The organism is Cellulophaga sp. Hel_I_12, assembly GCF_000799565.1.
Classification (GTDB): domain Bacteria; phylum Bacteroidota; class Bacteroidia; order Flavobacteriales; family Flavobacteriaceae; genus Cellulophaga.
The window spans coordinates 3106943-3131523 of the sequence record NZ_JUHB01000001.1 but is presented as its reverse complement, the minus strand read 5'-3'; the positions used below and the strand labels follow the sequence as shown (position 1 = coordinate 3131523).

Below are 24581 nucleotides of genomic sequence, written 5' to 3'. Positions count from 1 at the left end.
CTTTTTAATTTTTAGTTGTTTAAAATCTTGCTAATAGTCCACCACCCAATCCATATCGGTTATTGTAGTTAGCTTGGATTGAAAAATTGCGTGAAAGAATGTATGCAACCCCTACTAACCATTGTGTTTCACTTTCAAATGATTTGTTATTCTCTAAATCATTGACCCATCCAAAATCTGCTCTGTATTCGTATTCGCCTTCCAGAAAAATTCTTGGAAAAATCAATAATTCTCTGTCTAAACGTATTCTTGGGCGTAGCTGATGGTCCATACTCACATCTACATTAAATCTATAAGGTGTAAAATATTTTACACCAACCAATCCTACGGTATTAAATGTATCGTAAGAATCTGGTGTTGACGTTTCGGTATTTACTCCTGCATAAACACGTACCCAATCGTTCAGGTACCTATTATAACTTATTTCGGCTTCAAGATTTTGGTCGTAATCGAACTCTGTTCTCAAACCAAATTCATTTCGGATATTGCTCGACGTTAAAAAGAGTTCATTAAAATTTGAACCTGCACGAGCCAATCCCCACGAATAATAATGGTCTGTCTCATCGATAAGTTTCTGAACTGGATAATCTTTCATTCTATCATCCCTTGGGGTATCGTAACTAAACACTCTTGCCATACCACCCATCATATGGTACAATACGTGACAATGAAAGAACCAATCGCCATACTCTTCGTTATAAAATTCAATAATAACTTTCTGCATTGGTGGTACGTTCACGGTATGCTTTAATGGGGAACGTTCTCCTTTTTCATTGATGACCCTGAAGTAATGACCGTGCAAGTGCATTGGATGGTGCATCATAGTCAGGTTATTTAATGTAATTCTGGTTACCTCGCCTCCTTTTATATTTATCTTATCGGTTTCTGATAATGGCACCCCATTCATACTCCATACATAGCGATTCATATTACCTGTTAGGTTAAGCAACACTTCATTTACTGGTAAATCTGCCTTAAATTCAGTTTTTTCTTTTGCCTCTAAAAAATCATAGTTGAAGTATGTCTTTCGCTCCTCATAATCAAAAGAAGTAGAATCCTTCTGCATCATTGGCATATTGTGCATATGACCTTCCATTTTATTTGATGCTCCATTATGGCTCATTGACATCGAGTCTTTTTTCATTCCCATTGTATCATCCATCTTCATATCCATTTGGTCATTCATTTTGCCATCTTTCATCGACATCTTATCGTTCATCCCCATTTTCATCTCGCCGTCCGTCATATTCATCTTCATTCCGTACTTCTGCATTAAAACTTCGGGTGTATTCTTCTTCTTGTTTCCCACCATTGCAGGTGCTCCCATTTTCATATCCATTGTTGACATTTGCTTCATCATCGCTACCTTATCAGGTCTATCAATTCTTTTGGCTGGGTAAAGAGTACCATTACCTAACTGTATAGAGGTATGACCTGAGCCATCTTGAGACGTTGCAGTAATTTCTAGGGTTCCTTCTGGAATAGTTACAATTACATCATACGTTTCGGCTATGCCAAAGAGAAATCTGCTTTTGGAAACGGGTTGCACATCAACACCATCACTGGAAACCAACATTGGGTTACCTCCGCCAAAGTCCATCCAATAATAGGTAGAAGCCGATGCGTTGATAAAGCGAAGCCTTACTTTTTCGCCAGCTGTAAATTCCGGATACTCTGCCAGTTTTTTACCGTTGGACAAAAATGCGGGATAATAAATGTCTGCAATATCAGCTCCTTCCATACGGTCTCTCCAAAATTTAAGTTGAGCACCAAAGGCACCTTCTGAAATGACTCTACTTAATGGCACTGCTGTGCCTTTTTTAACTTGATACCACTCGTTACCTCTTTTAAGGTTTCGTAATACATTCATTGGTTTTTCATTGGTCCAATCTGATAATACCACGACTAAATCTTTATCATATTCCAAGGTTTTTTCTTTTGGATGAATGATAATAGACCCATAAACACCTTTTTGTTCTTGTAGCATTGTGTGGGAATGGTACCAATATGTTCCCGATTGGTTGATTGGAATCCTGTATTGGAAGGTTGTTCCTGGCTCAATCGGTGGGGTAGTTAAATATGGAACCCCGTCGTAAAAATTGGGAAGTATTAATCCGTGCCAATGCACTGAAGTTTCTTCATCCATTTTATTGGTTACGTTGATTATAGCAAGGTCTCCTTCATTAAATTCCAAAACAGGCCCAGGGATACCTCCATTGATGGTCATTGCATTAGCAGTAACACCTCCAAGTGTCATTTCGTTTTCTTCAATAGTAAGGTTATACTCCTTAACAGGTCGCCCATCTTCCTTCCTATCATTTCCGTTTGTGCCTACTTGGGCAAAAATTGAAGTTGTGAAAAGTAATAGCGTAATAATTTTTATTGTTTTCATTTTGTCAAATAATTTATGATGGCATATTCTGTATAATACCCTCTATTAGATTCGATTAAATTGATTTGAAACCTTAACTGCAATTCTTGTACATCGAGCACATCGTTAAAATCTATAGTTCCGGTTTCGTAATTCTTAATGAGAATTTCTTCGGCGTCATTCGCCTGCTTTAAATTGTCTGTTTGTACATTAAACTTAATTCTCATTGTATTTCTATTATAAATAGCTTGTGCAAGACGTGTTTCAAGGTTATTGAGCCTCTCTTCTTTCTGTGATTTTATTTCCAATTGTTTCAATTCATTTTGCTTTGTCACTGACTTATATTTATTATTGAAAATGGGGATTGAAATAGAAACCATAGGCATCACAATGTCTTTCCCATTATCGGAAAAATTCATATCTGGACGTTCTGATACAGGCACATAGTCCAAACCAAAACCGATATTGGGCGCACTCTCTTTTTGGTTTAACAATTCGGCTTCTTCGATAGATTCATATAATTTATCGTATTTAATAAGTTCTGGGTTAAGCTGTAGATTGTCAGTCAAAATAAACACATCTTCTTCGGGAATTATCATCTGCTTTACGACTTCTACGGCAATATTTTCATCACGATTCAAAAGATTATTAAAGAGCGCTTGCTCCGCCAAATAATCTTGTTCCAGCACTTCTTTCTGCTGAATCAACTCGTTCTGTCTTATCTGAAGGCGAAGTACATCAACCGCTGATGCCTTTCCCACTTCTACAGAGGTTAATGCAAGGCGTTCATAGGTTTCCAGAAGTTCTATATTCTCATCCAGAATACTCTGTTTTGCACTTATGGCATACAGTTTATAATAGGATTGGGATACTGATAACGAAAGTTTTCTTTTTGCAATCGCTATATCAACAAATTGGGCTTCGGCCATTGATGAAGCATAGTTTTCCCTTGCTGATATGGTTCCAAACCAAGGCAACATTTGTTTTACTGAAAAACGTGCACGTTGCGCCCCTGTTCGGGTTTCTGGTTCGCTCACAAAGTAGCCTACGCCAATCTCTGTATTTGGTAACCAATCAGCTTCATTTACCTTTTCTTCCGCTATGTTGTAGCGCAATTCAAAAGCTTGAATTTCTGGATTATTCTTTTCGGCTTCCTGAATATAGGATGCTAAATCTTGTGCATTTACTTCCGCGAAAGCGAAAAAAACAAGTACTATTAAAATTATATATCTCATTTTTTAGCTCGTTTTAATTGATATTCTTTCTTCCAGCTAAATAGCACTGGTAACAAGAAATAAGAGGTAATATCGATAATCATCCCACCAAAAATTGGGATTGCCATAGGTATCATTATATCACTTCCTTTTCCTGTAGAAGTGAGTATAGGCAATAGTGCCAGAATGGTAGTTACGGTTGTCATTAAACAAGGTCTTATCCTCTTGCCAGCGGCTTCAAGGGTTGCCAGTCGAATCCCCTTTTTGTCTGTTGGTTCTTCTCTGTTAAAAGTCTGCGTGAGGTAGGTGGCCATTACCACGCCATCATCTGTAGCAATGCCGAAAAGTGCAATAAAGCCTACCCAAACCGCCACACTTAAATTGATAGTTTTCATATTGAACAGGTCTCGCATATTTTCCCCGAAAAGATTAAAATTAAAGAACCAATCTTGGCCGTATAACCAAATCATAATGAAACCACCAGCAAAGGCTATAGTAATTCCTGAAAATACCATAAGTGATGTGCTGACTGATTTGAACTGGAAATATAGAATCAAGAAAATAATAAGAAGTGCGAGTGGCACTACAACAGAAAGTGTTTTCTCCGCTCGTAATTGATTTTCGTAGGTACCTGTAAATTTATAACTGATTCCTTTAGGAACGATTAGCTCGCCAGCCTCAATTTTCTTTTTAAACAAAGCCTGCGCATTTTCAACCACATCTACCTCGGCAAAACCATCTAGCTTATCAAAAAGCACATAACCCACAAGGAAGGTGTCTTCACTTTTAATTACTTGCGGACCTTGTTCATAGCGAATATCCACCAACTCTCCTAAAGGAACAGGACTTCCTTTTTCCACAGGTACATAAATATTTTTAAGGTCTTCTGGGTTGCCACGCAGCTCTCTTGGATAGCGAACACGAACACCATAACGCTCACGACCTTCTACTGTTTGGGTAAGTGGCATACCGCCTACGGCTACTTGAAGTACTTCTTGAACATCCATAATCGAAATTCCGTACCGCGCCAATTGCTCTCTTTTTATATCAATTAACAAATAAGGTTTACCTACAATACGGTCTGCAAAAACAGCTTGTTCTTTTACGCCTTCGGATTGTTTCAAAAGACCTTCCAATTGCAGACCAAAAGCTTCAATGGTTTTTAAATCAGGACCTTTCACTTTGATGCCCATAGGTGCTCGCATTCCAGTTTGAAGCATTACCAATCTTGTCTCGATAGGTTGTAGTTTCGGTGCAGAGGTAACTCCAGGAAATTTAGTGACCTTAACTATTTCATTCCATATATCATCAGGACTGACTATTTCTGGTCTCCAGTTACGGTAGTATTCCCCATCATCATCTGGAATTAAATCTTCATTATTTGCGTTTGTTTTAAGCTGAGATGCTTCGTAGTTTGCATCGTCACTGATTTCGTTATTTGGGTTGATGATGAATTTTTCATTTTTCAATACAAACAATCCATCATCATTCATTTTATAACGTTGGCGCTCTCCAGATTCATTCCGCATATATTCAGATTTATACTGAATCATATTTTCATACATCGATAGGGGTGCAGGGTCGAGCGCGGATTCTGTTCGACCTGATTTTCCTACTACTGTTTCTATTTCTGGAATCGTGGCAACCGCCATATCGAGTTGTTGCAGTACACGCTTATTTTCTTCTACACCAGAATGTGGTAAAGATGTAGGCATTAAAAGAAATGAACCTTCGTTGAGCGATGGCATAAATTCTTTACCAGTATTTCGCATTATAACCACTCCTAAAATAAACACCGTTGTTGGAATGATTAAAAACAGTAATCGGTTTTGAAGTGCCCAACGTAATATATTGTCATAATACCTTTGGAAAATTGAAAACACCCCCAGTAATCCAAAACAGATAATCGCTACAAAAATCAAGTTCATTAAGATGCTCCGATCAAAACCGAGCGGTCGCCAATATTCAGCAAGCAAGAACACAATAGCAATGCAGGAAATAATTATGTGAAATAAATTAGCTCTTTTAGTTGTTATAATATCTCTTACGCTCAATAGCGCAACAACGCCATAGGCTATTAAGATAAGCCCTAACCAATAGCCGTAAACAATGGCGGTGATGCCAAGAATAATAAGCAAACCGTTGAGAATATATTTAGAACGTTCTCTAATATTCGTTTTCCTAAACAAGAATGCGGCAAATGGTGGTATCAAGAAAAGAGCAATAACCAAGGCCGCAGAAAGTGCCATTGTTTTAGTAAATGCCAGTGGTCTAAATAGTTTGCCTTCAGCACCTATTAGTGTAAATACTGGTATGAAGCTTATAATAGTTGTAAGAACCGCTGTTAAAATAGCTCCAGAAACTTCGGCAGTAGCATTATAGATAATTTCATCTGTAGTGTATTCTATTCCACTTTCTTTAAAGCGTAATTTTTCATCTTCCAAATGCCGAATCATATTTTCGGCAAGTATTACGCCCACATCCACCATTGTACCAATGGCTATTGCAATACCTGAAAGGGCAACAATATTTGCATCTACATTGAATAGTTTCATAGCAATAAACACCATCAACACAGCAACAGGCAATAATCCTGAAATAAGAATAGACGCGCGCAGGTTGAACACCATCACAATGATGACCAAAATTGTAATCAGAATTTCAAGTGTAAGGGCTTCATTAAGCGTATGAAGTGTTTCTTGAATGAGTTCTGTTCGGTCATAAAATGGTACGATGGTTACCTGTGAAGTGCGACCGTCAGCTAAAACTTTGCTTGGTAATCCTGTTGAAAGTTCAGCTATTTGATCTTTGACGTTATTAATTACTTCCATTGGGTTTGCACCGTAACGAGCCACAACGACACCACCCACAACTTCGGCACCTTCCTTATCCAGAATACCGCGTCTGGTCTGTGGTCCTAAATTTACTTTTGCGATATCCTTGATTCGTATAGAAGTAAAATTTTCTGAAGCAACTACTGCATTTTCAATATCAGCCACAGCTTTTACATAACCCAAACCACGAACTAAATATTCTGCTTGATTTATTTCCAGTGTCTGCGCCCCAATATCTTGGTTGCTTTCCTTTACTGCTTTTACAACATCGCTTAAGCTAATAGTGTATTGGCGCATTTTTTCAGGATCAACATCAACTTGGTATTCCTGAACATAACCACCAATTGAGGCGACTTCTGAAACACCACTTGCCGATGACAATCCGTATTTTACATAGTAATCTTGAATACTACGCAGCTCCTGTAAATCCCAGCCGCCAGTTACATTTCCTTTTTCATCGCGCCCTTCCAATGTGTACCAATATATTTGACCTAAACCTGTGGCATCGGGTCCTAAAGATGGATTTACTCCATCTGGCAATAGGTTTGCTGGCAGTGAATTTAGTTTCTCTAAAATCCTACTACGTGACCAGTAGAATTCAATATCTTCTTCAAAAATGATATAGATACTGGAAAAACCAAACATAGAAGAACTACGAATTGTTTTTACTCCAGGAATACCAAGCAGGGAAGTTGTTAAGGGGTATGTAATTTGGTCTTCAATATCCTGTGGTGAACGACCTTGCCACTTGGTAAAAACAATTTGTTGATTTTCCCCTATATCTGGAATAGCATCTACTGCAACAGGATTAGATGGTAAAAAACCGGTGTCCCAACTAAAAGGTGCGTTTACAACGCCCCAACCTATAAATAGGATGAGCATTAAAACTGCGACGAGTTTATTTTCAATTAGAAATTTGATGCTTTTATTCAGCATAGAAATGATTATTAAGTAATTATAAATCTTGTTTAAAAGTGACAAACAAGCAGAAATGTCCATAACAAATTAATGCAGGACTACAGTTCTAATTACTTAAAAATCAAATAAGGAAAGTCTGGTCTAAAACTTGAATATCCCTGACCAAGGGAGGAGGTATATAATTTCTATATGAATTTAAATCTTCTTGAGATTCGAAAAATAAATTTATATAGGTATGGATAAAAGCAGCAACAAATAGTTGTTGGTCTTTATCTAATTTGTCGAACGATGTTTTTAAAGTATCTTGACCTTCAACAATCACTTGTTCATCACTACAGCAATCTTTTTTTGAAATATCACACTCTGATGACGGGGATTGTTGTTGAACTTCCATACCACAAGTTTCGACGTGGCCAAATAAAGAAGAATCCACTAAAGTATCGCCACAGTAATGACTATCAACAGTAAAAGAAACAGTTGACAACAACACAATAAGTGCTAAGCAAGCGGATGATATTTTATAAAAAACCTTCTTCATTAATTTTACAAAGCTATTAAATTTTTAGCAGAATTTCTTGATTTAACAAATAATTTAGATTCCACTTGAAGATTTGTACTGAATTTAATCCATTACAAATTATAAATTATTGAGTCTAAATTGCTTAAATTTTATTATTAAGAATTATTCTAAATAATATTTGTTTAATTGAAAAAGACTACTACATTTGTCCTTTATTTATATTCATTCTAAATAATTTAAAGCAAATGCGAATTCTCTTTATTCTAATACTTATTTTGCAATTCCCAAATATATGGGCACAAACTAATCCCCAAAAAAAAGATACTATCCAACAAAAAACGGAACAGTTAAAAGAGGTTGTAGTCTCAGGAAATACTATACTAGGTAGTAGGTTTGAGGTTAAAAACAAAACGGGTTCTGCAAGCTATATTTCCGAAGAAGACTTAAAAAAATTCTCTTATACTAACATCAACAGGGTATTACAAACAGTTCCAGGAATTAACATTTATGAAGAAGATGGTTTCGGATTACGCCCAAATATAAGTTTGCGAGGCACATCGCCTGAGCGAAGTGCAAAAATCAATTTAATGGAAGATGGTGTGCTCATTGCCCCTGCACCTTATAGCGCACCTGCCGCCTATTATTTTCCTACCATTGGTCGTATGCAGGCCGTAGAGGTTTTAAAAGGAAGCAGCCAAATTCAGTACGGTCCCAGTACCACTGGTGGCGCCATAAATATGATATCTTCCCGAATTCCAGACAAACTTTCTGGAAGGGCTTCCATTGCTGTAGGAAATTACGATTCAAGAAGTACTCAATTAACAATTGGTGATAGCTATAAAAACTTTGGATTTGTAACGGATTATTTTAATTATAATTCTGATGGTTTTAAAAATCTTGACGGTGGTGGCAATACAGGATTTGACAAATCTGATTATTTGGCCAAGTTTAGGGTTAACTCAAATTTAGACGCAAAAACGTATCAGTCATTAACGTTTAAAATTCAGTATTCTGAAGAAGAGGCAAACGAAACTTACTTAGGTTTGACAGATGAAGATTTTCAAGAAAATACCTTTAGAAGATACAGAGCTTCTTCAGAGGATGTAATGAATGCCGAGCATCAACAATACCAACTTACCCATTTTATCCGATTATCATCATCATTAGACATAAGCACTACCGGTTACTTGAATAAATTCAAACGTAATTGGTACAAATTGGATGATGTAAATTTAGGCGAAAGAGTGAGCATTAGTAATATCCTTTCATCGCCACAGAATTTCCCATTAGAATACCAAACCATTTTAGGAAACGAAAACACCGAAGAAGATGCTATGGGCGTAAAGGCAAATAACAGAGCATACACTTCAAATGGTGTTCAATCCATTGCCAAATTACGATGGGGTTCTGATTGGTTACAAACTTTAGAAGCCGGAATCCGCTACCACGAGGATGATGAGGACAGATTTCAATGGGTGGACAGGTATGCATTCTTGAACAATGAATTAATACGTACGACAGTAGGCGAAAAAGGGTCGGACGCTAACCGCATAAGTGGTGCAAAAGCTCTCGCTGCACACCTCTTATACACCATAAAAGTTGAGAACCTGACCCTAACACCTGGCTTACGCTATGAGAATATAACTCTAACCCGAATGGACTATGGCACCAATGACCCTTCGAGGACTGAGCAAGATTTATCCATTCGCGAAAACAAGGTAAACGTATGGATTCCTGGTTTAGGCGCAAACTACAGATTTAGTAACGATTTTTCAGTTTTTGGTGGTGTACACAAAGGGTTTTCCCCACCAAGCAATACACCAGGGCAAAATGCCGAAGAAAGTATTAATTACGAAATAGGAACCCGATTTAGCATTCAAGGGCTACAAGGGGAACTTGTTGGGTTTTACAATGACTATCAAAACCTACTGGGAAGTGATTTGGCTGCTACAGGTGGTACGGGAAGTCTTGACCAGTTTAATGCAGGTGAAGTTCGCGTAAGCGGAATTGAATTTTTACTGAATTACAACCTATTATATAATAAGTCAGGAAAATTTAAACTTCCTGTGTCGGTTTCCTATACCCTCACGGATACCGAATTTCTGACCAGTTTCGATAGCAACGAGGATATTTATGGAGTGGTGACCAAAGGGGACGAAATACCATACATCGCAAAAAATCAGTTAAATGTAACTTTTGGGCTAGAGCATAAGAAATTTGAAGTAAACCTAAATTCACGATATACTGGAGCATTTAGAACTAAAGCTGGTTCAGGATCTATTCCTGAAAATTTTAAAGTGGATTCTAACTTCATAGTTGACTTATCTGCTCGTTATTTTCTTAATGAAAATTTTACGCTATCAACAAACATCATAAACCTATTTAATACAAAATATGCTGTATCTCGTGTGCCAGCAGGTTTACGTCCTGGCCATCCTTTTGGAGTTAACTTTTCTGTAGTATATGGATTTTAAGAGAAATTATATTTGATGACAAATATCATATTCCTGTTGAACCTTTAAAATTATCTTCGCATTAATTAATTATGCTTCTAATTGATAATAAGCTTATTAAGCAGCATCATTTAATCTATGAAAAACCTTTAATGTTGGACAAAATTTATTAATTTTATAGAGTGAAATCTTTTTTTACCAAAATACTGTCCTTTTTTTTAGCAGTTTTTATACTGTTTTCTACTTCTTCTTTCACGGTGGATATGCACTTTTGCTGTAATAAATTGGTGGATATGGCTTTTTTTAGTAAGGCAGAATCTTGTATGGAGACAGCGCAAAAAAAAGATACAAATTCCAAGCAATGTGCTTCCATACAAGAGAAGGATTGTTGCGATAATCAGACCATTGTAAAAGAAGGAGATGACACCTTTAAGAAGTCCAATACAATTTTAGAGATTGAGACTTTAGTTTTCTTAAATACTTTTTTTAATACTTATATTAATCTGTTCGAGGGGCTAGAAGAAAAAGTCATTTCTTTTAAAACCTATAGGCCGCCTTTATTATCTACAGATATTATAATTCTCAACGAGACCTTCTTAATTTGATTTTCTACATCGCAGATTGACTTTAATCTGCATTACCTCTATAGCCAAAGTTTCACTTCTGGCTAACATTTGTTGTACTCTATTCCCAACAATACCATACACCATTAACCTTGTTAGGTCTTAACCTTTCAAACCATTGAGTTAAAACTCAATGACAATACATTATATACTATGAGCAAACCAAAAGAATTTTGGATTAAGAATATGGTCTGTAATCGCTGCTTAAAAGTAATTATGCAGGAGTTACAGGAACTTGAAGTAACCGTACTTTCATTGGAATTGGGAAGGTTGTTGGTAGAAGCACCAAATAAAACAGACAATGAAATTATCAATGCAGTAACAACCGTGCTTCACGCCAATGATTTTGAAATAGTGCAGAACGAAGAAGAAATGCTCGTAGAAAGAATCAAGATTATTCTAATTGAACAATTGCAAGAGCTACCATTACATATCAAAGTAAAAACATCTGAACTATTGGCATCAAGCCTTCATAGGGAATACAAGACATTGAGTAAATTATTTTCAGCAAATCAACAGACAACCATTGAAAAGTACTTTATCAAATTAAAGATAGAGAAAGTTAAAGAGCTCATTCAACTCAAACAACATTCCTTTTCAGATATAGGATACTTATTGGACTACAGCAGTGTCAACCATCTGTCTAGACAGTTCAAAGAAGTAATTGGAGTGAGTATGACCGATTATAAAAATACTGAAAACTGGAAAAGAAATTTTTACGATGAAATTATGTAGATAACAACGAAAGTTATGCAGATAAACGCTTAAGGCAATCGTTAATTTTATCAAAATAAATCAAACTAAAATGAAAAAACTACTCATCACATTGGTATTAATTCCCTTTCTAGGGATTGCACAAACTATAGAAAATTTAGAGTACATCTCGCCTTTTAACAATGAAGTAGCTGCCATTAAAAAAGGGAACGAATGGGGGTTTATTGACCAAGACGGCAAAGTAATCATTGATTTTCGAAATGATTTGGTGCTAACCAAAACAGGAAATGCAACCTACCCCATATTCAGTAACGAAAAATGCTTGATTGCCCATCAAAAAGATGGCATACTGTATTATGGCTATATCGATAAAACTGGAAAAACTGTCATTACACCTCAATTCTTGAATGCGACCAATTTCGAATATGATAAGGCATTGGTACTAAAAGTTGAAAAAGAGACCATAGGCTATAATGACATTTTCAACAAAGACATCGTTAGCTACCATTATTTTGAAGTAATTATAGATAAACAAGGAAAAGCCATTGACCATCTAACTCAATTGGCCATTCACATATCGCCTAAAGATAAGGAAGATAAAAATCCACCTACCATAACATCTAAATTCATTTCGGAAAATTTAGTGGCCATTAAAGACAGCAACAAGAAATGGCGTTTAAAAAAAATTGAATAACAATGAAAAAGTTCACGACAGAAATGAAATTAAAGAAGATTGAAAACCTTTTTAAATCTGACAGTTAATAGCTGATAACCCATTCCCTAAACTACGGTTTGTGGATTGTTGGGAATGGGTTTATAAAAATAAATGTTTAACTCAATAAAATAGAAAATTATGAAAACATTACTAATTGTTTTATCAACAATCGGGCTTTTAAGCTTAAGCAGTTGCAACCAAGGAGCAGATCCTCAAGCACTTTTGGAAAATCCTGAAACTCGTACGGAGGTGTTTAATGCCATTACCGAGAACCACGATTATATGACCGAGTTTATGGAAAGTATGCACGGCAGTCAACACACAATGGCAATGATGCAGGGCAACAAAAAAATGATGGGCTCTATGATGCAAGGAGACGGAATGCAAATGATGATGAAGGACAGTACAATGATGCATTCGATGATGAACCAAATGATGAATGACGGAAAAATGATGGGAACAATGATGAAAATGATGCACGAAAAAGGAATGATGAGCGAGGACTGTATGGAATCTTGCTCAAAGATGATGGGCGAAAAAGGAATGGATATGCAGAATATGAATAGTCCAAACAAACAGGATCATACCGAGCATCATTAATTTTTAACTTCTAAATACAAAAACAATGAAAAACAATCACTGGATTTGGATGGTCATAGGTTGTGGGCTACCACTATTGTTCATCTTTTTAGCGCCCTCATTTGGTATAGGAGGTGGTTCATCACTATTTATTTTCATCCTTTTTATGTTCGGCATCCATCTGTTTATGCCCCACGGTTCACACGGACACGGAAGGCACAATAATCATAAGCATCAGGATAGCGACCACAATCATTCTGAACAGGAAACAAAAGAAGAACACAAAGGACATCAACATCACTAAAAACTATATACAATGAAACAAAAATTTCAAATAAACGGAATTAGTTGTGGTGGATGTGTAGCAAGGGTCAAGAAGACTTTGGAAGAACATCCCAATATCGAAAAGGCAGAAATTTTTCTGGCACCAAAAGGAGCTACACGTATCACGATGAATGAAGCACTTTCGGTTGCCGACTTGCAAAAGCAACTCGATGAGCTCAATGGATATACAATCACAGAACTTAATCAATAACAATTAAAACCTAAAAACTATGCATTTATACGACGGACACTTTGGAGGAATGCACCTAATATGGTGGATTATATGGGTCATCTTACTTGCTTGGATATTCTTTATCCCAGCAGATATACCCTATCAAAAAACATTGAAGGACAGCCCACTGGATATTCTTAAAAAACGCTATGCAAAAGGCGAAATATCCAAGGAAGACTATGAAGAATCTAAAAGAATTTTAAACTCGGACAACTAATCTTAAACTATAAAATTATGCATCGCTTAAACGTAAAAAAACTCGGATTTGCCTTCGGTCTTACAGGAACCATAATTTATTTGGGCTGTATGATAGTAATGGCTACAGCAGGGCGGGAAGGTACAATCATCTTTTTCAATAGCTTATTGCACGGCTTGGACACCACCAATGTCATTAGAATGGATGTTCCCCTATTAGAAGTGTTAATGGGTATCGTACAAACTTTTATCCTTTGGTGGCTTATAGGCGCTTCTATTGGCGCTTTTTATAATGCGCAAATAAAAATAAAAAAGTAAAAAGACCTTTTAGGATTTATGCAGTATGTCTGGTTCATATGGTCGCTTATCATTCTTGCTCTTTGGGTAGTTATATATATATCCAAAAAAGGAGTTAGGAAAGAAATGCTCAAAATGAGCCTAATCACTATGCCTTTTGGTTTAACAGAACCGTTGTTTGTACCAGAATATTGGTTTCCACCTTCGCTTTTTGATTTGGCCGAAAAAACAGGCTTCGATATCGAAAGTTTGATTTTCTCTTTCGCAATAGGTGGAATTGGCACTGTACTCTACAACCTTATTTTTAAAAGAGGACTTGCCGAAATACCACATAGCGAACGAAGTCATAGCAGGCACCGATTGCATATTTATATACTTTTTATACCAGCAGCTGTATTCATCCTTCTGGCGCTTTTTACGTCGCTCAATCACATTTATTGCGGCATAATAGCTTTGTTCATAGGTGGATTGGCGACTCTTTATTGTCGCCCAGATTTAAAAGGAAAGATTTGGGTTGGGGGAATTCTGTTTACGGTATTGTACTTCATTTATTTCGGAAGCATCCTTCCGTTCTATCCTCAATATGTGGAGTTGTACTGGAATCTTGACAACCTGACCCATATTCTTGTCTTGGGCATTCCTATTGAAGAATTAATGTTCGCCTTCACTTTTGGGATGTATTGGTCTGGATTGTATGAACATATCTATTGGCGAAAACTCATAAAATCAAATAAAACATTCAAATTATGAAAATAGTATTAGCAGTAGACGGCTCGGATTTTAGCAAGGTTGCCATTAAGAAACTTGCAAAATTTCCATTACCACAGGGCAGTGAAATTAGTATAATAAACGTTTATGAACATCCTGCGATGTCAACCCCAGAACTCATATCCACAACAGTAACTCTTGACGTGTATTATCAAGAATTTATAGCCAATGCTGAAAAAATAGGGAAAAAGATTGTTTCCGAAGCTGGTAAAGTATTGAAAGAAAAAAATAGCTCACTTCGTATAACAACAAATGTTGTCAGCGGTCTTCCTAAAAAAGAAATTTTGGAAAAAGCGGAATCTTTTGATGCCGATTTGATTGTAGTGGGTTCGCAAGGGCAAGGCGCATTTTCACGTCTTTTATTAGGTTCCGTTTCACAGTATTTAGCAACACACGCCAAATGTTCAGTAATGATTGTAAAAGACAAGGACACAAAGTAAACTATTGCTAATACCAATGATATAAAAATTAAATATGAACGCTAACCACTTAAATAATAATACAAAAGAATCTGCTTGCAAGGTAACAGATGAAATCTGCCTTCCAGACTCTAATTTACCTCGTGTTATTATTATAGGTGGTGGGTTTGCAGGTTTAGCGTTGGTTGAAAAACTGAAACACAAAGAGGTGCAGGTGGTACTGTTCGATAAAAACAACTTCCACCAGTTTCAGCCCTTATTTTATCAAGTGGCAACGAGTGCTTTGGAACCTGATAGTATTGTATTCCCTTTCAGAAAACAAATTAGTGGTTATAAAAATGTATTGTTTCGTTTAGCTGAAGTCGAGGAAATCCAACCTTCTACAAACACCATTATAACCAATAAAGGAAGAGTTCACTTCGACTATCTCGTATTGGCAACGGGTACAACAACTAATTTTTTTGGTATGGACAATGTCGAGTCCCATAGTCTTGGGATGAAAGACATCCGTGATTCTCTAAATATCCGTCATATGATGCTGCAAAATTTGGAACAAGCAGCCATTACCTGTGATGATGAAGAACGTAATGCACTGACCAATTTTGTAATCGTTGGCGGTGGACCCGCTGGTGTAGAAATGGCTGGTGCGTTGGCTGAGTTCTGTAAATACATTCTTCCAAAGGATTATCCTGAATATCCTTCTTCCATTATGAACATTTATTTGATAGAGGCCATTGATGAATTGTTAAGTACGATGTCTGAAAAAGCCTCTACAAAAACTCTGAAATATTTGAAGGACTTGGATGTAAAGGTACTATTCAATGAATCGGTAAGCGATTATGACGGCTCAATAGTAACAACAAAAAGTGGAAAAACCATTTTAGCCAAAAACCTAATCTGGACGGCGGGTGTTAAAGGACAGTTCCCAAAAGGTATTGATGAAAAACACGTGGTTAGGGGCAATCGCTTAAAAACAGACTCATTTTTAATGGTAGAAGGTTACAAAAACATTTTTGCCATAGGCGACATAGCGGCTGTAATTACAGAAGAAACGCCAAAAGGGCATCCGCAAGTAGCACAAACAGCTATTCAGCAAGGTAAATATTTAGGTAATATATTATTGAAAATTATTAAGGATGAGGGTGTGAACCCTTTCGAATATAAAGACAAAGGTTCATTAGCTACAGTAGGGAAACGTAAAGCAGTAGCTGATTTGGGCAAATTTAAATTTGCAGGTTATTTCGCTTGGCTATTATGGTCAGTTGTACACTTATTATCCATAAGCGGATTTAGAAATAGATTGATGGTTGGTTTTAATTGGGCGGTAAGCTATTTCACATATGAAAAGAGCAACCGCCTAATTATTAGAAATTTTAAACCAAAACCTTCAGTTAATAACACAAAGAAATAATTTACGAATGAAAGACACAACAGATAAAAACAATAAGCTTTCCTTAATAGGGTCTATATCTCTAGGAACTGGTGTAATGATTGGTGCTGGCATATTTGTTCTAATGGGACAAATAGCGGAGTTAGTAGGAGATCTGTTCCCGATTGCCTTTATTGCGGGAGCTGTCGTGGTGGGTTTCAGCTCTTATTCCTACGTAAAGTTCTCAAATGCTTTTCCATCCTCTGGAGGTGTGGTTAAGTTTTTCAATAAATCCTATGGACCTGGAACGACAACCGGTGTCTATTCTTTACTAATGTATGTTTCAATGGTCGTTGCACAAAGTTTGGTTGCAGGAACCTTTGGCGCTTATACCCTTCGATTATTCCCAGAAAGTTATGCTGGTTATGCATCCATACTTGGTATTCTACTTTTGGTAACAGCTTATATAATAAATATTCTAGGAAATAAAGTAATTGGAGCAACGGCCACTTTTACAGCAATTATTAAAGTAGGTGGTATTGCACTACTTGCGATTGCAGGTCTGGTAGCTTCCGGATTTGCGGATATTACAGGAGACTATATCCCACAAAATACCGAAACTTTACCACAAGGGTTCGGCTTTGTAGCGGCATTGGCATTATCAATCCTTGCCTATAAAGGGTTCACAACAATAACGAATCAAGGTGGAGACATCAAAAATCCACACAAAAACCTTGGAAGATCCATTGTGATTTCTATTCTTATCTGCACACTTATTTATGTAGCCTTGGCACTTGCTGTTGCAGGCGGTTTAAGCATTCCTGAAATAATAAAGGCAAAAGATTATGCTTTGGCAGCAGCAGCCGAACCTGTTTTTGGGGAATGGGGCTTATGGTTTACTATAGCAATCGCTATTGTAGCAACCTTTTCAGGGGTTATCGCCAGTGTATTTTCGGCATCGCGCTTATTGGGGATGTTGAGTAATATGAAACAAGTACCCTCTTTAAAAAGGATAGGTAATTTTAAAAATCCAGCGCTCATATTCACGGTTTCCCTTGCCATTTTACTCACTGCCCTTTTCGATTTAACAAGAATCGCTTCTATAGGAGCTATTTTCTACCTCATTATGGATATCGCTATCCATTGGGGGCTTTTTCGCCACCTAAAAAACGAGGTAAAATTTAACCCCATCATTCCGTTAATAGCCATTGTAATGGACATTGCAGTACTAGCAGCCTTTCTATATATAAAATATCTGAATGATCCAATGGTGCTCATCGTAGCAGCAATTGGAATTATCCTGATTCTCATTGCGGAACGTTTTTTTATGATTTCGCATACAGACGATGATGGCAATATGCCTATGGGAATGGAGAATACAAATAATAAAAACAACAAATCATAATTAATTAAAACAATTTATATGAAAAATATAGCAGTTATAGGATACGGAGTCATCGGAAAAAGGGTGGCCGATGCCATCAATCTACAGGACGATATGAAGCTTTCGGGCGTGTGTGATATCATAAGCGATTGGCGCATTCAAAATGCCGTGAGAAAAAAGTACGATATCTACGCAGCAACTCAAGAAGCAGAAGACAGAATGAAATCCGAAGGTATTTCAGTAAAAGGCGATATGCACGACCTGTTGAAAAAATCAGATCTCGTTGTGGACTGTACCCCTAAAAAGATTGCGGCTCAAAATGTAGCAATTTATAAAGAGCAAAACATCAAATTTATTTTACACGGAGGCGAAAAACACGAAACAACAGGCCATTCCTTTAGTGCTGAAAATAATTATCAGTCTGCTCTAAATCTAGATGCTACACGTGTAGTTTCCTGCAACACCACTTCTATTTTAAGGACGTTGACCGCTTTAAAAAGAGCCAATTTATTGGATTATGCTAGAGGTACACTTTTAAGAAGAGCAACAGATCCTTGGGAAAGCCATTTAGGTGGTATTATGAATACGATGGTTCCTGAAAAAGACATCCCGAGCCACCAAGGTCCTGATGCTAAAAGCGTTGACCCAGATTTGGATGTCATCACTGCCGCAGTAAAAGTTCCAGAAACTTTAAGCCATATGCACTATTGGAATGTGAAGTTAAAAAAACAAGCCTCGAAAGAAGAAGTGCTGAATGCTTTTAAGACATCTAGTCGTATCAAGCTAATTCAATATGACAAAGGCCTAGTTTCTAACAACACTATCAAGGAAATGTTTTTGGATATGGGAAGACCTTGGGGCGATATGTATGAAGTAGCCCTATGGGAAGATATGCTGAAGGTAGTGGGGGATGAACTTTTCTACGCCTATGTGGTAGACAACCAAGCAATTGTTATACCCGAAACTATTGATGCCATTAGAGCACTTACAGGAATTGAAACAGATGGTGCCAAATCTATCGCTAAAACAAATGAAAGTTTAGGAATTCATTAAATCATTAATACAATGAAAATAGACATAAATATTACACAACTGTTAGGGGAAAAAGCAGACTTCTATTTGAATCACGTTTGTGAAAAAATAACCAAGGACGAATTACAAACACCTAGTAAGACAAGCCTAGACAGGGTATTTACTCAAAGTAATAGAAATCCGCAGGTACTACGAAGTCTTTCACAATTGTATAACCACGGAAATCTTGGTGGCACAGGCTACTTGAGTATTCTGCCTGTTGACCAAGGTATCGAGCATAGTGCGGCCTTTTCATTCTATAAAAACCCTGATTATTTTGACCCAGAGAATATTATAAAACTCGCCATTGAGGCCGGTTGTAATGGTGTGGCTTCCACGTTTGGTGCTTTGGGATTGAACGCTAGGAAATATGCCCATAAAATCCCTTTTATCGTAAAGATTAATCACAATGAACTGCTCACATTTCCTAATAAATATAACCAAACCTTATTTGGTAAAGTAAAAGCTGCGTGGGATATGGGAGCAGTTGCTGTCGGTGCTACTATATATTTTGGTTCCGAAGAAAGCAATAGACAGCTTAAAGAAATAGCTGAAGCTTTTGAAGAAGCCCACAATTTAGGTATGGCTACCATTTTATGGTGCTATTCCCGAAACGAAGCTTTCAAAACTGGAAAAGAAGATTATCACGCTGCTGCCGATGTAACAGGGCAAGCAAATCATATTGGGGTAACCATTCAGGCAGATATCATTAAGCAAAAATTACCTACAAATAACTTTGGTTTCAAAGAAATCGGTTTTGGAAAATATGATGATGAAATGTATGAGACGCTGACAACAGAACATCCCATCGACCTATGCAGGTTGCAGGTGGCTAATTGCTTTATGGGAAAAATCGGATTGATTAATTCCGGTGGTGGCTCTAAAGGTAAGTCTGATTTGGTGGAGGCAATAACAACTGCCGTTATCAATAAAAGAGCTGGTGGCTCTGGATTGATAATGGGAAGAAAAGCGTTTCAAAAGCCCTTCGGTGAAGGCGTGGAAGTATTACAATCCGTTCAGAAAGTTTATTTGGATACTAAAATTAGCATTGCATAACAATAAAAAGGAATGTTCGACACAGAAGTAAAATCACTTAAATCATTCAATCACTACCTCTCAAAATTGGTAGAAAGTCGTCTATGGCTAAAGGTTATCATTGCCTTATTTTTGGGTGTTGGTTTTGGATTGCTGTTAAGTCCTCAAAACGGGTGGATTACTAAAGAAACAGCAGACATCGCAGGGAATTGGCTGGCATTGCCTGGCGTACTTTTTCTAAAACTGGTTCAAATGATTATGATTCCTTTGATTGTGGCTTCTATCATCACAGGAATCGCAAGTAATGAAAAGGACAGTCTAAAAAAATTAGGTGGTGGCGTTTTATTATATTTTCTAGGCACTACCATAGTTTCGGTAAGTTTGGGTGTAATACTATCTCAAATTTTTAGACCTGGTCGCTTTTTACATCAACAGGCTCTAGCTGAACATAATGAAATTACTGCTGTTCCAACGGAAAATCCCGAGCTTTCCTTCGGCCTTGAAACTATTCCAGATGCCATATCAAACTTACTTCCAGAGAACCCTTTAGCATCTATGGTTAGTGGTGAAATGTTAAGTATTGTGATTTTCACAATCATTATTGGTGTAGCTGTGCTATCACTTGAAAATGCCTTACTGCGCCCAGTAAAGCTTCTTTTAAGTGCCATTCAGGAAGTCTGTATGACAGTAGTAAAATGGTCAATGCTTCTAGTACCTATTGCTGTTTTCGGACTAATGGCGCAGCTTACCTCTAGTGTTGGTTTAAGTTCTTTATCAGGTTTAACGTACTATGTTGGGGTAGTACTTCTCGGTCTTCTTTTATTGGTAATTTTCTATTTGGGACTCATCGTACTTCTCGGAAAGAAAAACCCATTGCATTTCCTAAAAAAAATAAGGGATGTTCAATTATTGGCTTTTTCAACCACAAGTTCTGCCGCTGTGATGCCCTTATCTCTAAAAACCGCAGAAGAAGAACTAAAAGTGGACAAGACTATTAGCAATTTTATCATACCTATAGGGGCGACCGTCAATATGGATGGTACTGCACTATACCAAACTATTACAACTCTTTTTATTGCCCAAGCTTACGGACTGGAAATGAGTTTACTCAATATTATAGTGGTCATTGTAACTATTGTCGCTGCATCCATTGGTACACCTGCCATTCCAGGAGGTGGTATTGTTATACTCGCTTCTGTTTTGGGAAGTGTCGGCATACCCGCTGAAGGCATCATCATTATCATTGGTGTAGAAAGACTCTTGGGAATGTTTAGGACTGCTGTAAATGTAACTGGTGATTTAACTGCCTGTATGGTCTTCAATAGATTCTATGGTAAAACCCCAATCTTGGTTAGTGAGAAAACGGATAATAAATCAATTTCAAAACAATGACATTACTACTCATATCCATAGTGTTCATTCTTCCTGTTGTGGCTATTGCCAGCTATCAGCATTATAAGATTGGTAAGCAACCAGCTTATGATGCCAAAGAAACACTGTTGAATTATGAAATAATAGGCTCTGGAGAAAACAAACTTGTTTTGTTACACGGTTTAACAGGCTCATTGCATTATTGGAAACGCAATTTAGAAAGTATTACAACTATGCATAAGCTACTTTTAGTCGACCTGCTAGGTTTTGGTGATTCGCCAAAACCACAAAGTGATTATTCCCTTTCAATACAATTGCAGGCCCTTGAATTGATTCTTAACAAAGAAGGGTTCAATGATGGAAATATCATTATTGCAGGACATTCTATGGGAGCTATGATTTCATTAGCAATATTGGAAAAGCAACCAACTTGGTTCAAGGCAGGAATTTTTATAAGCATACCTGTTTACAAGAACGCTGATGAATTTAAAGAAATTATGTCTTCTCATTCCTTTGTAGATAGGATTTCAACAAGCAAATTCTCAAAATACATTTGTATGATTCATCCCATATTTATGTCACGTGCATTCAAGCCTGATAACCTCACGGATGATGTCTATGAAGATGCAAAAAAGCATCATTGGATGAGTTATTATTATTCTCTTACAAAGGTCATCCTAAAAACAGATTTATATGCAATTGTAAAGAAAATTAAGGATAAAGATGTGCTTTTTATTCACGGAGAAAAAGACACTACTGCACCTTTAGAAAATGCCTTAAAATTATCGAGGGAATTTAAAAACGCACAAATAATTACTTCATCTGAAGGAGACCATCAGTTCTTTCTGAAAGAAGCAGAATTTGTTTGGAACACAATTCAAGATTTTACTATTTCTGAAAAAAAGTTAAAAAAAACCATACCCAATGAGCACGAATAAAATTAAACATATAGGCGTATTCACATCTGGAGGCGATAGCCCTGGGATGAATGCTGCACTATACGCCATTGCCAAATCCGCTGAAGCAAAAGGCATAAAAATAAGTGGTTTTCGAAAAGGGTATGAAGGGTTGATAGATAGTGATTTGATACCATTAAAATCTCACGAACTAAAAAAAATAACCCAAAAAGGTGGCACTATTCTCAAAACAGCACGAAGCAAACGATTTCTGGAATTAGAGGGTCGTAAAAAAGCATTGCAAACTTTAAAAGCAAATAACATAGATGCTTTAATTGCTATTGGTGGTGATGGTACTTTTAAAGGTCTATTAGCTTTTTCAGAAATATGCGGCATTCCGTTTATAGGCATTCCTGGCACTATAGACAACGATATTTTTGGTGCAGATTACACCCTTGGTTTTGATTCGGCTGTAAACACTGCCATTGAAAATATTGATAAAATAAAAGATACTGCCGAATCCCACAACCGTGTATTTATTGTTGAAGTAATGGGAAGGGATTCAGGCTACATTGCTATTCATTCCGGGTTAATGGTAGGTGCCGATTCCATCCTTATTCCCGAGAGTGGAAAGGACTTTATTTATCTATTGGACAAGGTTAAGAATTACGATAGCGAAGATGCTTTCCTTGTCGTGGTTTCAGAAGGCGATGAATTAGGTGCCGAGCTTGTTTCATCAAAAATAAAGGAAGTCAATCCCAATGTCGATTTACGGATTACGAGGCTTGGGCACGTCCAGCGAGGTGGAAATCCGTCAGCTTTAGATAGAATGTTAGGCATTAGACTTGGAGTGGCGGCTGTGAAAACACTTTTACAAGGTAAAAAAAATGTAATGGTAGGAATCTTAAATAATCAATTGCATCTAACCCCTTTTGAAGAGGTGGTCAAGCAACATCAAGTAGATAATGATTTGTATGAACTTTTAGAATTATTTGGAAAGTAAGAAATGATAGAAGCCTTTAAAAATATCAACCCTTTCATCCTTGGACTGCTCATCAGTCTGGGCATTGGCCTTATTCTTGGGCTGGAACGTGAATACGATAAATTGAAGGAAGAACAAGGCTTTGCAGGTATAAGAACCTTCCCAATTGTTGCCATTATTGGTTTTATATTGGGAAATCTTTCCACAACCTATACACCTTGGTTGGTCATTATAATTGCAGCAGCATTTCTTTTGTTTCTGTCTTTGAGTCATCTTTCCATAGTACAAAAGCATATTATGACTGGTATTACCACCAATATGGCATTATTCGCTACTTTGATTTTGGGTGTTATGGTTGCCAATCATTTGCATAAGGAAGCAGTTGCTACTGCGGTTATCATAGTTACTCTGTTATCGTTGAAAACGACATTTAATACCTTCATTAAAAATATTACTTCCGAAGAGCTTTTCGCCTTTATTAAGTTTTCAATTATTGCGCTTCTTATTTTGCCTTTCTTACCAAATCAAGATTATGGTCCAGAGGGATTGCTTAACCCTTTTGAGATTGGAGCCATCATAGTGATTGTCTCTTTTCTGAATTTCATCGGCTATTTTCTTGTAAAATATGTAGGTTCTAAACGTGGTATTCTGCTTACTGCTATTTTAGGTGGATTGATTTCAAGTACCGCAGTAGCTTGGATATATGCTTCGCGAAGTAAAGAATCGCCAGAACTTTCAAAAGAATATGCTGCGGGTATCATTATAGCTTCCGCAATTATGTTTCCCAGACTTGCGATTCTGGCCTATATTTTCAATAGTGCCATACTTTTAAATTTAGTCATTCCATTTACTATTCTTACCCTTATCTGCTTGATAAGCGCACTCTTATTCATCAAAAAGAATACAGATGTCACAAAAACAGCTATCAATCTGGGTAATCCGCTCAATATTTGGAACGCTCTTGGGTTTGGCGGTATTTATGTGGTCATCCTGTTTGCAGTTTTTTATGGAAATCAATTTTTTGGCGAAAGCGGTTTATACTATTCAGCCCTAATTGCAGGATTGGCAGATACGGATGCGATAACTATCAGTATGGCAAAATTTGGGTCATTGGAAGAAAAACTCACGCTGGCCACCAATGTCATTATAACAGCAACCATAAGCAATATGATTGTAAAACTTGGTATTACCTATTTCAAAGGTTCAAAAAAGACCGGGAAACTCGTGATGCTAATTTTTGGAACTGTTGTCATCGTAGGGTTAGTATATATTTTAATACAGTTAGGAAATTAAAAAA

Annotated in this window: 23 protein-coding genes; 19 read left to right on the top strand and 4 right to left on the bottom strand. The window is 36.9% G+C overall.

Going from position 1 to position 24581, the window contains the following annotated elements:
- Positions 1–19: 19 nt before the first annotated feature.
- The 4 genes from GQ45_RS13580 to GQ45_RS13565 all read right to left on the bottom strand — a co-directional run bounded on the left by GQ45_RS13580 (position 20) and on the right by GQ45_RS13565 (position 7875).
- Positions 20–2392, bottom strand: coding sequence for a multicopper oxidase domain-containing protein (locus GQ45_RS13580; RefSeq protein ID WP_047418835.1), 2373 nt, complete (start codon positions 2390–2392; stop codon positions 20–22).
- Positions 2389–3606 (bottom strand): TolC family protein, encoded by a 1218-nt coding sequence (locus tag GQ45_RS13575; RefSeq protein ID WP_047418834.1) that lies wholly within the window; start codon positions 3604–3606, stop codon positions 2389–2391. The genes GQ45_RS13580 and GQ45_RS13575 overlap by 4 nt, the downstream gene beginning before the upstream one ends.
- Positions 3603–7355 (bottom strand): efflux RND transporter permease subunit, encoded by a 3753-nt coding sequence (locus tag GQ45_RS13570; RefSeq protein WP_047418832.1) that lies wholly within the window; start codon positions 7353–7355, stop codon positions 3603–3605. The genes GQ45_RS13575 and GQ45_RS13570 overlap by 4 nt, the downstream gene beginning before the upstream one ends.
- A 103-nt stretch (positions 7356–7458) precedes the next feature.
- Positions 7459–7875 (bottom strand): hypothetical protein, encoded by a 417-nt coding sequence (locus tag GQ45_RS13565; protein ID WP_047418830.1) that lies wholly within the window; start codon positions 7873–7875, stop codon positions 7459–7461.
- A 227-nt stretch (positions 7876–8102) separates the two neighbouring features.
- Between GQ45_RS13565 and GQ45_RS13560 the strand changes: the two genes are divergently transcribed.
- From GQ45_RS13560 to GQ45_RS13470, 19 genes are all read left to right on the top strand, one after another.
- Positions 8103–10331 carry a TonB-dependent receptor domain-containing protein gene (locus GQ45_RS13560; protein ID WP_047418828.1) on the top strand — a complete coding sequence of 743 codons (2229 nt, stop codon included), beginning with the start codon at positions 8103–8105 and terminating at the stop codon, positions 10329–10331.
- A gap of 272 nt (positions 10332–10603) precedes the next feature.
- The gene (locus GQ45_RS13555) at positions 10604–10915 is read left to right on the top strand and encodes a hypothetical protein (protein WP_231555205.1); all 312 of its coding nucleotides are present in this window, start codon (positions 10604–10606) and stop codon (positions 10913–10915) included.
- Positions 10916–11086: 171 nt separating this feature from the next.
- Entirely contained in the window at positions 11087–11668 is a 582-nt protein-coding gene (locus tag GQ45_RS13550; RefSeq protein WP_047418824.1) for an AraC family transcriptional regulator, read from the top strand.
- Positions 11669–11738: 70 nt separating this feature from the next.
- Positions 11739–12341: a WG repeat-containing protein gene (locus tag GQ45_RS13545; RefSeq protein WP_047418822.1), complete on the top strand. Its 603-nt coding sequence runs from the start codon at positions 11739–11741 to the stop codon at positions 12339–12341.
- A gap of 159 nt (positions 12342–12500) precedes the next feature.
- A complete protein-coding gene (locus tag GQ45_RS13540) occupies positions 12501–12962 on the top strand; it encodes a hypothetical protein (RefSeq protein ID WP_047418820.1) in 462 nt (153 codons plus the stop codon).
- Positions 12963–12987: 25 nt separating this feature from the next.
- Positions 12988–13245: a hypothetical protein gene (locus tag GQ45_RS13535; protein WP_034886845.1), complete on the top strand. Its 258-nt coding sequence runs from the start codon at positions 12988–12990 to the stop codon at positions 13243–13245.
- 12 nt (positions 13246–13257) lie between these two features.
- Positions 13258–13476 carry a heavy-metal-associated domain-containing protein gene (locus tag GQ45_RS13530; RefSeq protein ID WP_034886844.1) on the top strand — a complete coding sequence of 73 codons (219 nt, stop codon included), beginning with the start codon at positions 13258–13260 and terminating at the stop codon, positions 13474–13476.
- Between the two features lie 19 nt (positions 13477–13495).
- Positions 13496–13714 carry an SHOCT domain-containing protein gene (locus GQ45_RS13525; protein ID WP_047418817.1) on the top strand — a complete coding sequence of 73 codons (219 nt, stop codon included), beginning with the start codon at positions 13496–13498 and terminating at the stop codon, positions 13712–13714.
- A gap of 17 nt (positions 13715–13731) precedes the next feature.
- Positions 13732–14010, top strand: coding sequence for a DUF5676 family membrane protein (locus GQ45_RS13520; protein ID WP_047418812.1), 279 nt, complete (start codon positions 13732–13734; stop codon positions 14008–14010).
- A 114-nt stretch (positions 14011–14124) separates the two neighbouring features.
- Positions 14125–14739 (top strand): lycopene cyclase domain-containing protein, encoded by a 615-nt coding sequence (locus tag GQ45_RS13515; protein ID WP_231555203.1) that lies wholly within the window; start codon positions 14125–14127, stop codon positions 14737–14739.
- Complete coding sequence (locus tag GQ45_RS13510) at positions 14736–15197, top strand: universal stress protein (RefSeq protein WP_047418807.1); 462 nt, start codon at positions 14736–14738, stop codon at positions 15195–15197. The genes GQ45_RS13515 and GQ45_RS13510 overlap by 4 nt, the downstream gene beginning before the upstream one ends.
- A gap of 34 nt (positions 15198–15231) precedes the next feature.
- Entirely contained in the window at positions 15232–16587 is a 1356-nt protein-coding gene (locus tag GQ45_RS13505) for an NAD(P)/FAD-dependent oxidoreductase (RefSeq protein ID WP_047418804.1), read from the top strand.
- A gap of 7 nt (positions 16588–16594) precedes the next feature.
- Entirely contained in the window at positions 16595–17950 is a 1356-nt protein-coding gene (locus GQ45_RS13500) for an APC family permease (protein ID WP_047418802.1), read from the top strand.
- An 18-nt stretch (positions 17951–17968) separates the two neighbouring features.
- Positions 17969–18982: a type II glyceraldehyde-3-phosphate dehydrogenase gene (locus GQ45_RS13495; protein WP_034886831.1), complete on the top strand. Its 1014-nt coding sequence runs from the start codon at positions 17969–17971 to the stop codon at positions 18980–18982.
- Between the two features lie 12 nt (positions 18983–18994).
- Entirely contained in the window at positions 18995–20056 is a 1062-nt protein-coding gene (locus GQ45_RS13490) for a class I fructose-bisphosphate aldolase (protein WP_047418800.1), read from the top strand.
- Positions 20057–20068: 12 nt separating this feature from the next.
- Positions 20069–21427: a dicarboxylate/amino acid:cation symporter gene (locus tag GQ45_RS13485; RefSeq protein ID WP_047418799.1), complete on the top strand. Its 1359-nt coding sequence runs from the start codon at positions 20069–20071 to the stop codon at positions 21425–21427.
- Positions 21424–22344, top strand: coding sequence for an alpha/beta fold hydrolase (locus GQ45_RS13480; RefSeq protein ID WP_047418798.1), 921 nt, complete (start codon positions 21424–21426; stop codon positions 22342–22344). The genes GQ45_RS13485 and GQ45_RS13480 overlap by 4 nt, the downstream gene beginning before the upstream one ends.
- A complete protein-coding gene (locus tag GQ45_RS13475; RefSeq protein WP_047418796.1) occupies positions 22331–23305 on the top strand; it encodes an ATP-dependent 6-phosphofructokinase in 975 nt (324 codons plus the stop codon). Before GQ45_RS13480 ends, GQ45_RS13475 begins: the two co-directional genes overlap by 14 nt.
- A gap of 3 nt (positions 23306–23308) precedes the next feature.
- Positions 23309–24577 (top strand): MgtC/SapB family protein, encoded by a 1269-nt coding sequence (locus GQ45_RS13470; protein WP_047418793.1) that lies wholly within the window; start codon positions 23309–23311, stop codon positions 24575–24577.
- Positions 24578–24581 lie beyond the last annotated feature (4 nt).

Bases quoted from the DNA above. Each gene is read 5' to 3' on its own strand.
- GQ45_RS13580 (WP_047418835.1), bottom strand. From the start codon at position 2,392: ATGAAAACAATAAAAATTATTACGCTATTACTTTTCACAACTTCAATT.
- GQ45_RS13575 (WP_047418834.1), bottom strand. From the start codon at position 3,606: ATGAGATATATAATTTTAATAGTACTTGTTTTTTTCGCTTTCGCGGAA.
- GQ45_RS13570 (WP_047418832.1), bottom strand. From the start codon at position 7,355: ATGCTGAATAAAAGCATCAAATTTCTAATTGAAAATAAACTCGTCGCA.
- GQ45_RS13565 (WP_047418830.1), bottom strand. From the start codon at position 7,875: ATGAAGAAGGTTTTTTATAAAATATCATCCGCTTGCTTAGCACTTATT.
- GQ45_RS13560 (WP_047418828.1), top strand. From the start codon at position 8,103: ATGCGAATTCTCTTTATTCTAATACTTATTTTGCAATTCCCAAATATA.
- GQ45_RS13555 (WP_231555205.1), top strand. From the start codon at position 10,604: ATGGCTTTTTTTAGTAAGGCAGAATCTTGTATGGAGACAGCGCAAAAA.
- GQ45_RS13550 (WP_047418824.1), top strand. From the start codon at position 11,087: ATGAGCAAACCAAAAGAATTTTGGATTAAGAATATGGTCTGTAATCGC.
- GQ45_RS13545 (WP_047418822.1), top strand. From the start codon at position 11,739: ATGAAAAAACTACTCATCACATTGGTATTAATTCCCTTTCTAGGGATT.
- GQ45_RS13540 (WP_047418820.1), top strand. From the start codon at position 12,501: ATGAAAACATTACTAATTGTTTTATCAACAATCGGGCTTTTAAGCTTA.
- GQ45_RS13535 (WP_034886845.1), top strand. From the start codon at position 12,988: ATGAAAAACAATCACTGGATTTGGATGGTCATAGGTTGTGGGCTACCA.
- GQ45_RS13530 (WP_034886844.1), top strand. From the start codon at position 13,258: ATGAAACAAAAATTTCAAATAAACGGAATTAGTTGTGGTGGATGTGTA.
- GQ45_RS13525 (WP_047418817.1), top strand. From the start codon at position 13,496: ATGCATTTATACGACGGACACTTTGGAGGAATGCACCTAATATGGTGG.
- GQ45_RS13520 (WP_047418812.1), top strand. From the start codon at position 13,732: ATGCATCGCTTAAACGTAAAAAAACTCGGATTTGCCTTCGGTCTTACA.
- GQ45_RS13515 (WP_231555203.1), top strand. From the start codon at position 14,125: ATGAGCCTAATCACTATGCCTTTTGGTTTAACAGAACCGTTGTTTGTA.
- GQ45_RS13510 (WP_047418807.1), top strand. From the start codon at position 14,736: ATGAAAATAGTATTAGCAGTAGACGGCTCGGATTTTAGCAAGGTTGCC.
- GQ45_RS13505 (WP_047418804.1), top strand. From the start codon at position 15,232: ATGAACGCTAACCACTTAAATAATAATACAAAAGAATCTGCTTGCAAG.
- GQ45_RS13500 (WP_047418802.1), top strand. From the start codon at position 16,595: ATGAAAGACACAACAGATAAAAACAATAAGCTTTCCTTAATAGGGTCT.
- GQ45_RS13495 (WP_034886831.1), top strand. From the start codon at position 17,969: ATGAAAAATATAGCAGTTATAGGATACGGAGTCATCGGAAAAAGGGTG.
- GQ45_RS13490 (WP_047418800.1), top strand. From the start codon at position 18,995: ATGAAAATAGACATAAATATTACACAACTGTTAGGGGAAAAAGCAGAC.
- GQ45_RS13485 (WP_047418799.1), top strand. From the start codon at position 20,069: ATGTTCGACACAGAAGTAAAATCACTTAAATCATTCAATCACTACCTC.
- GQ45_RS13480 (WP_047418798.1), top strand. From the start codon at position 21,424: ATGACATTACTACTCATATCCATAGTGTTCATTCTTCCTGTTGTGGCT.
- GQ45_RS13475 (WP_047418796.1), top strand. From the start codon at position 22,331: ATGAGCACGAATAAAATTAAACATATAGGCGTATTCACATCTGGAGGC.
- GQ45_RS13470 (WP_047418793.1), top strand. From the start codon at position 23,309: ATGATAGAAGCCTTTAAAAATATCAACCCTTTCATCCTTGGACTGCTC.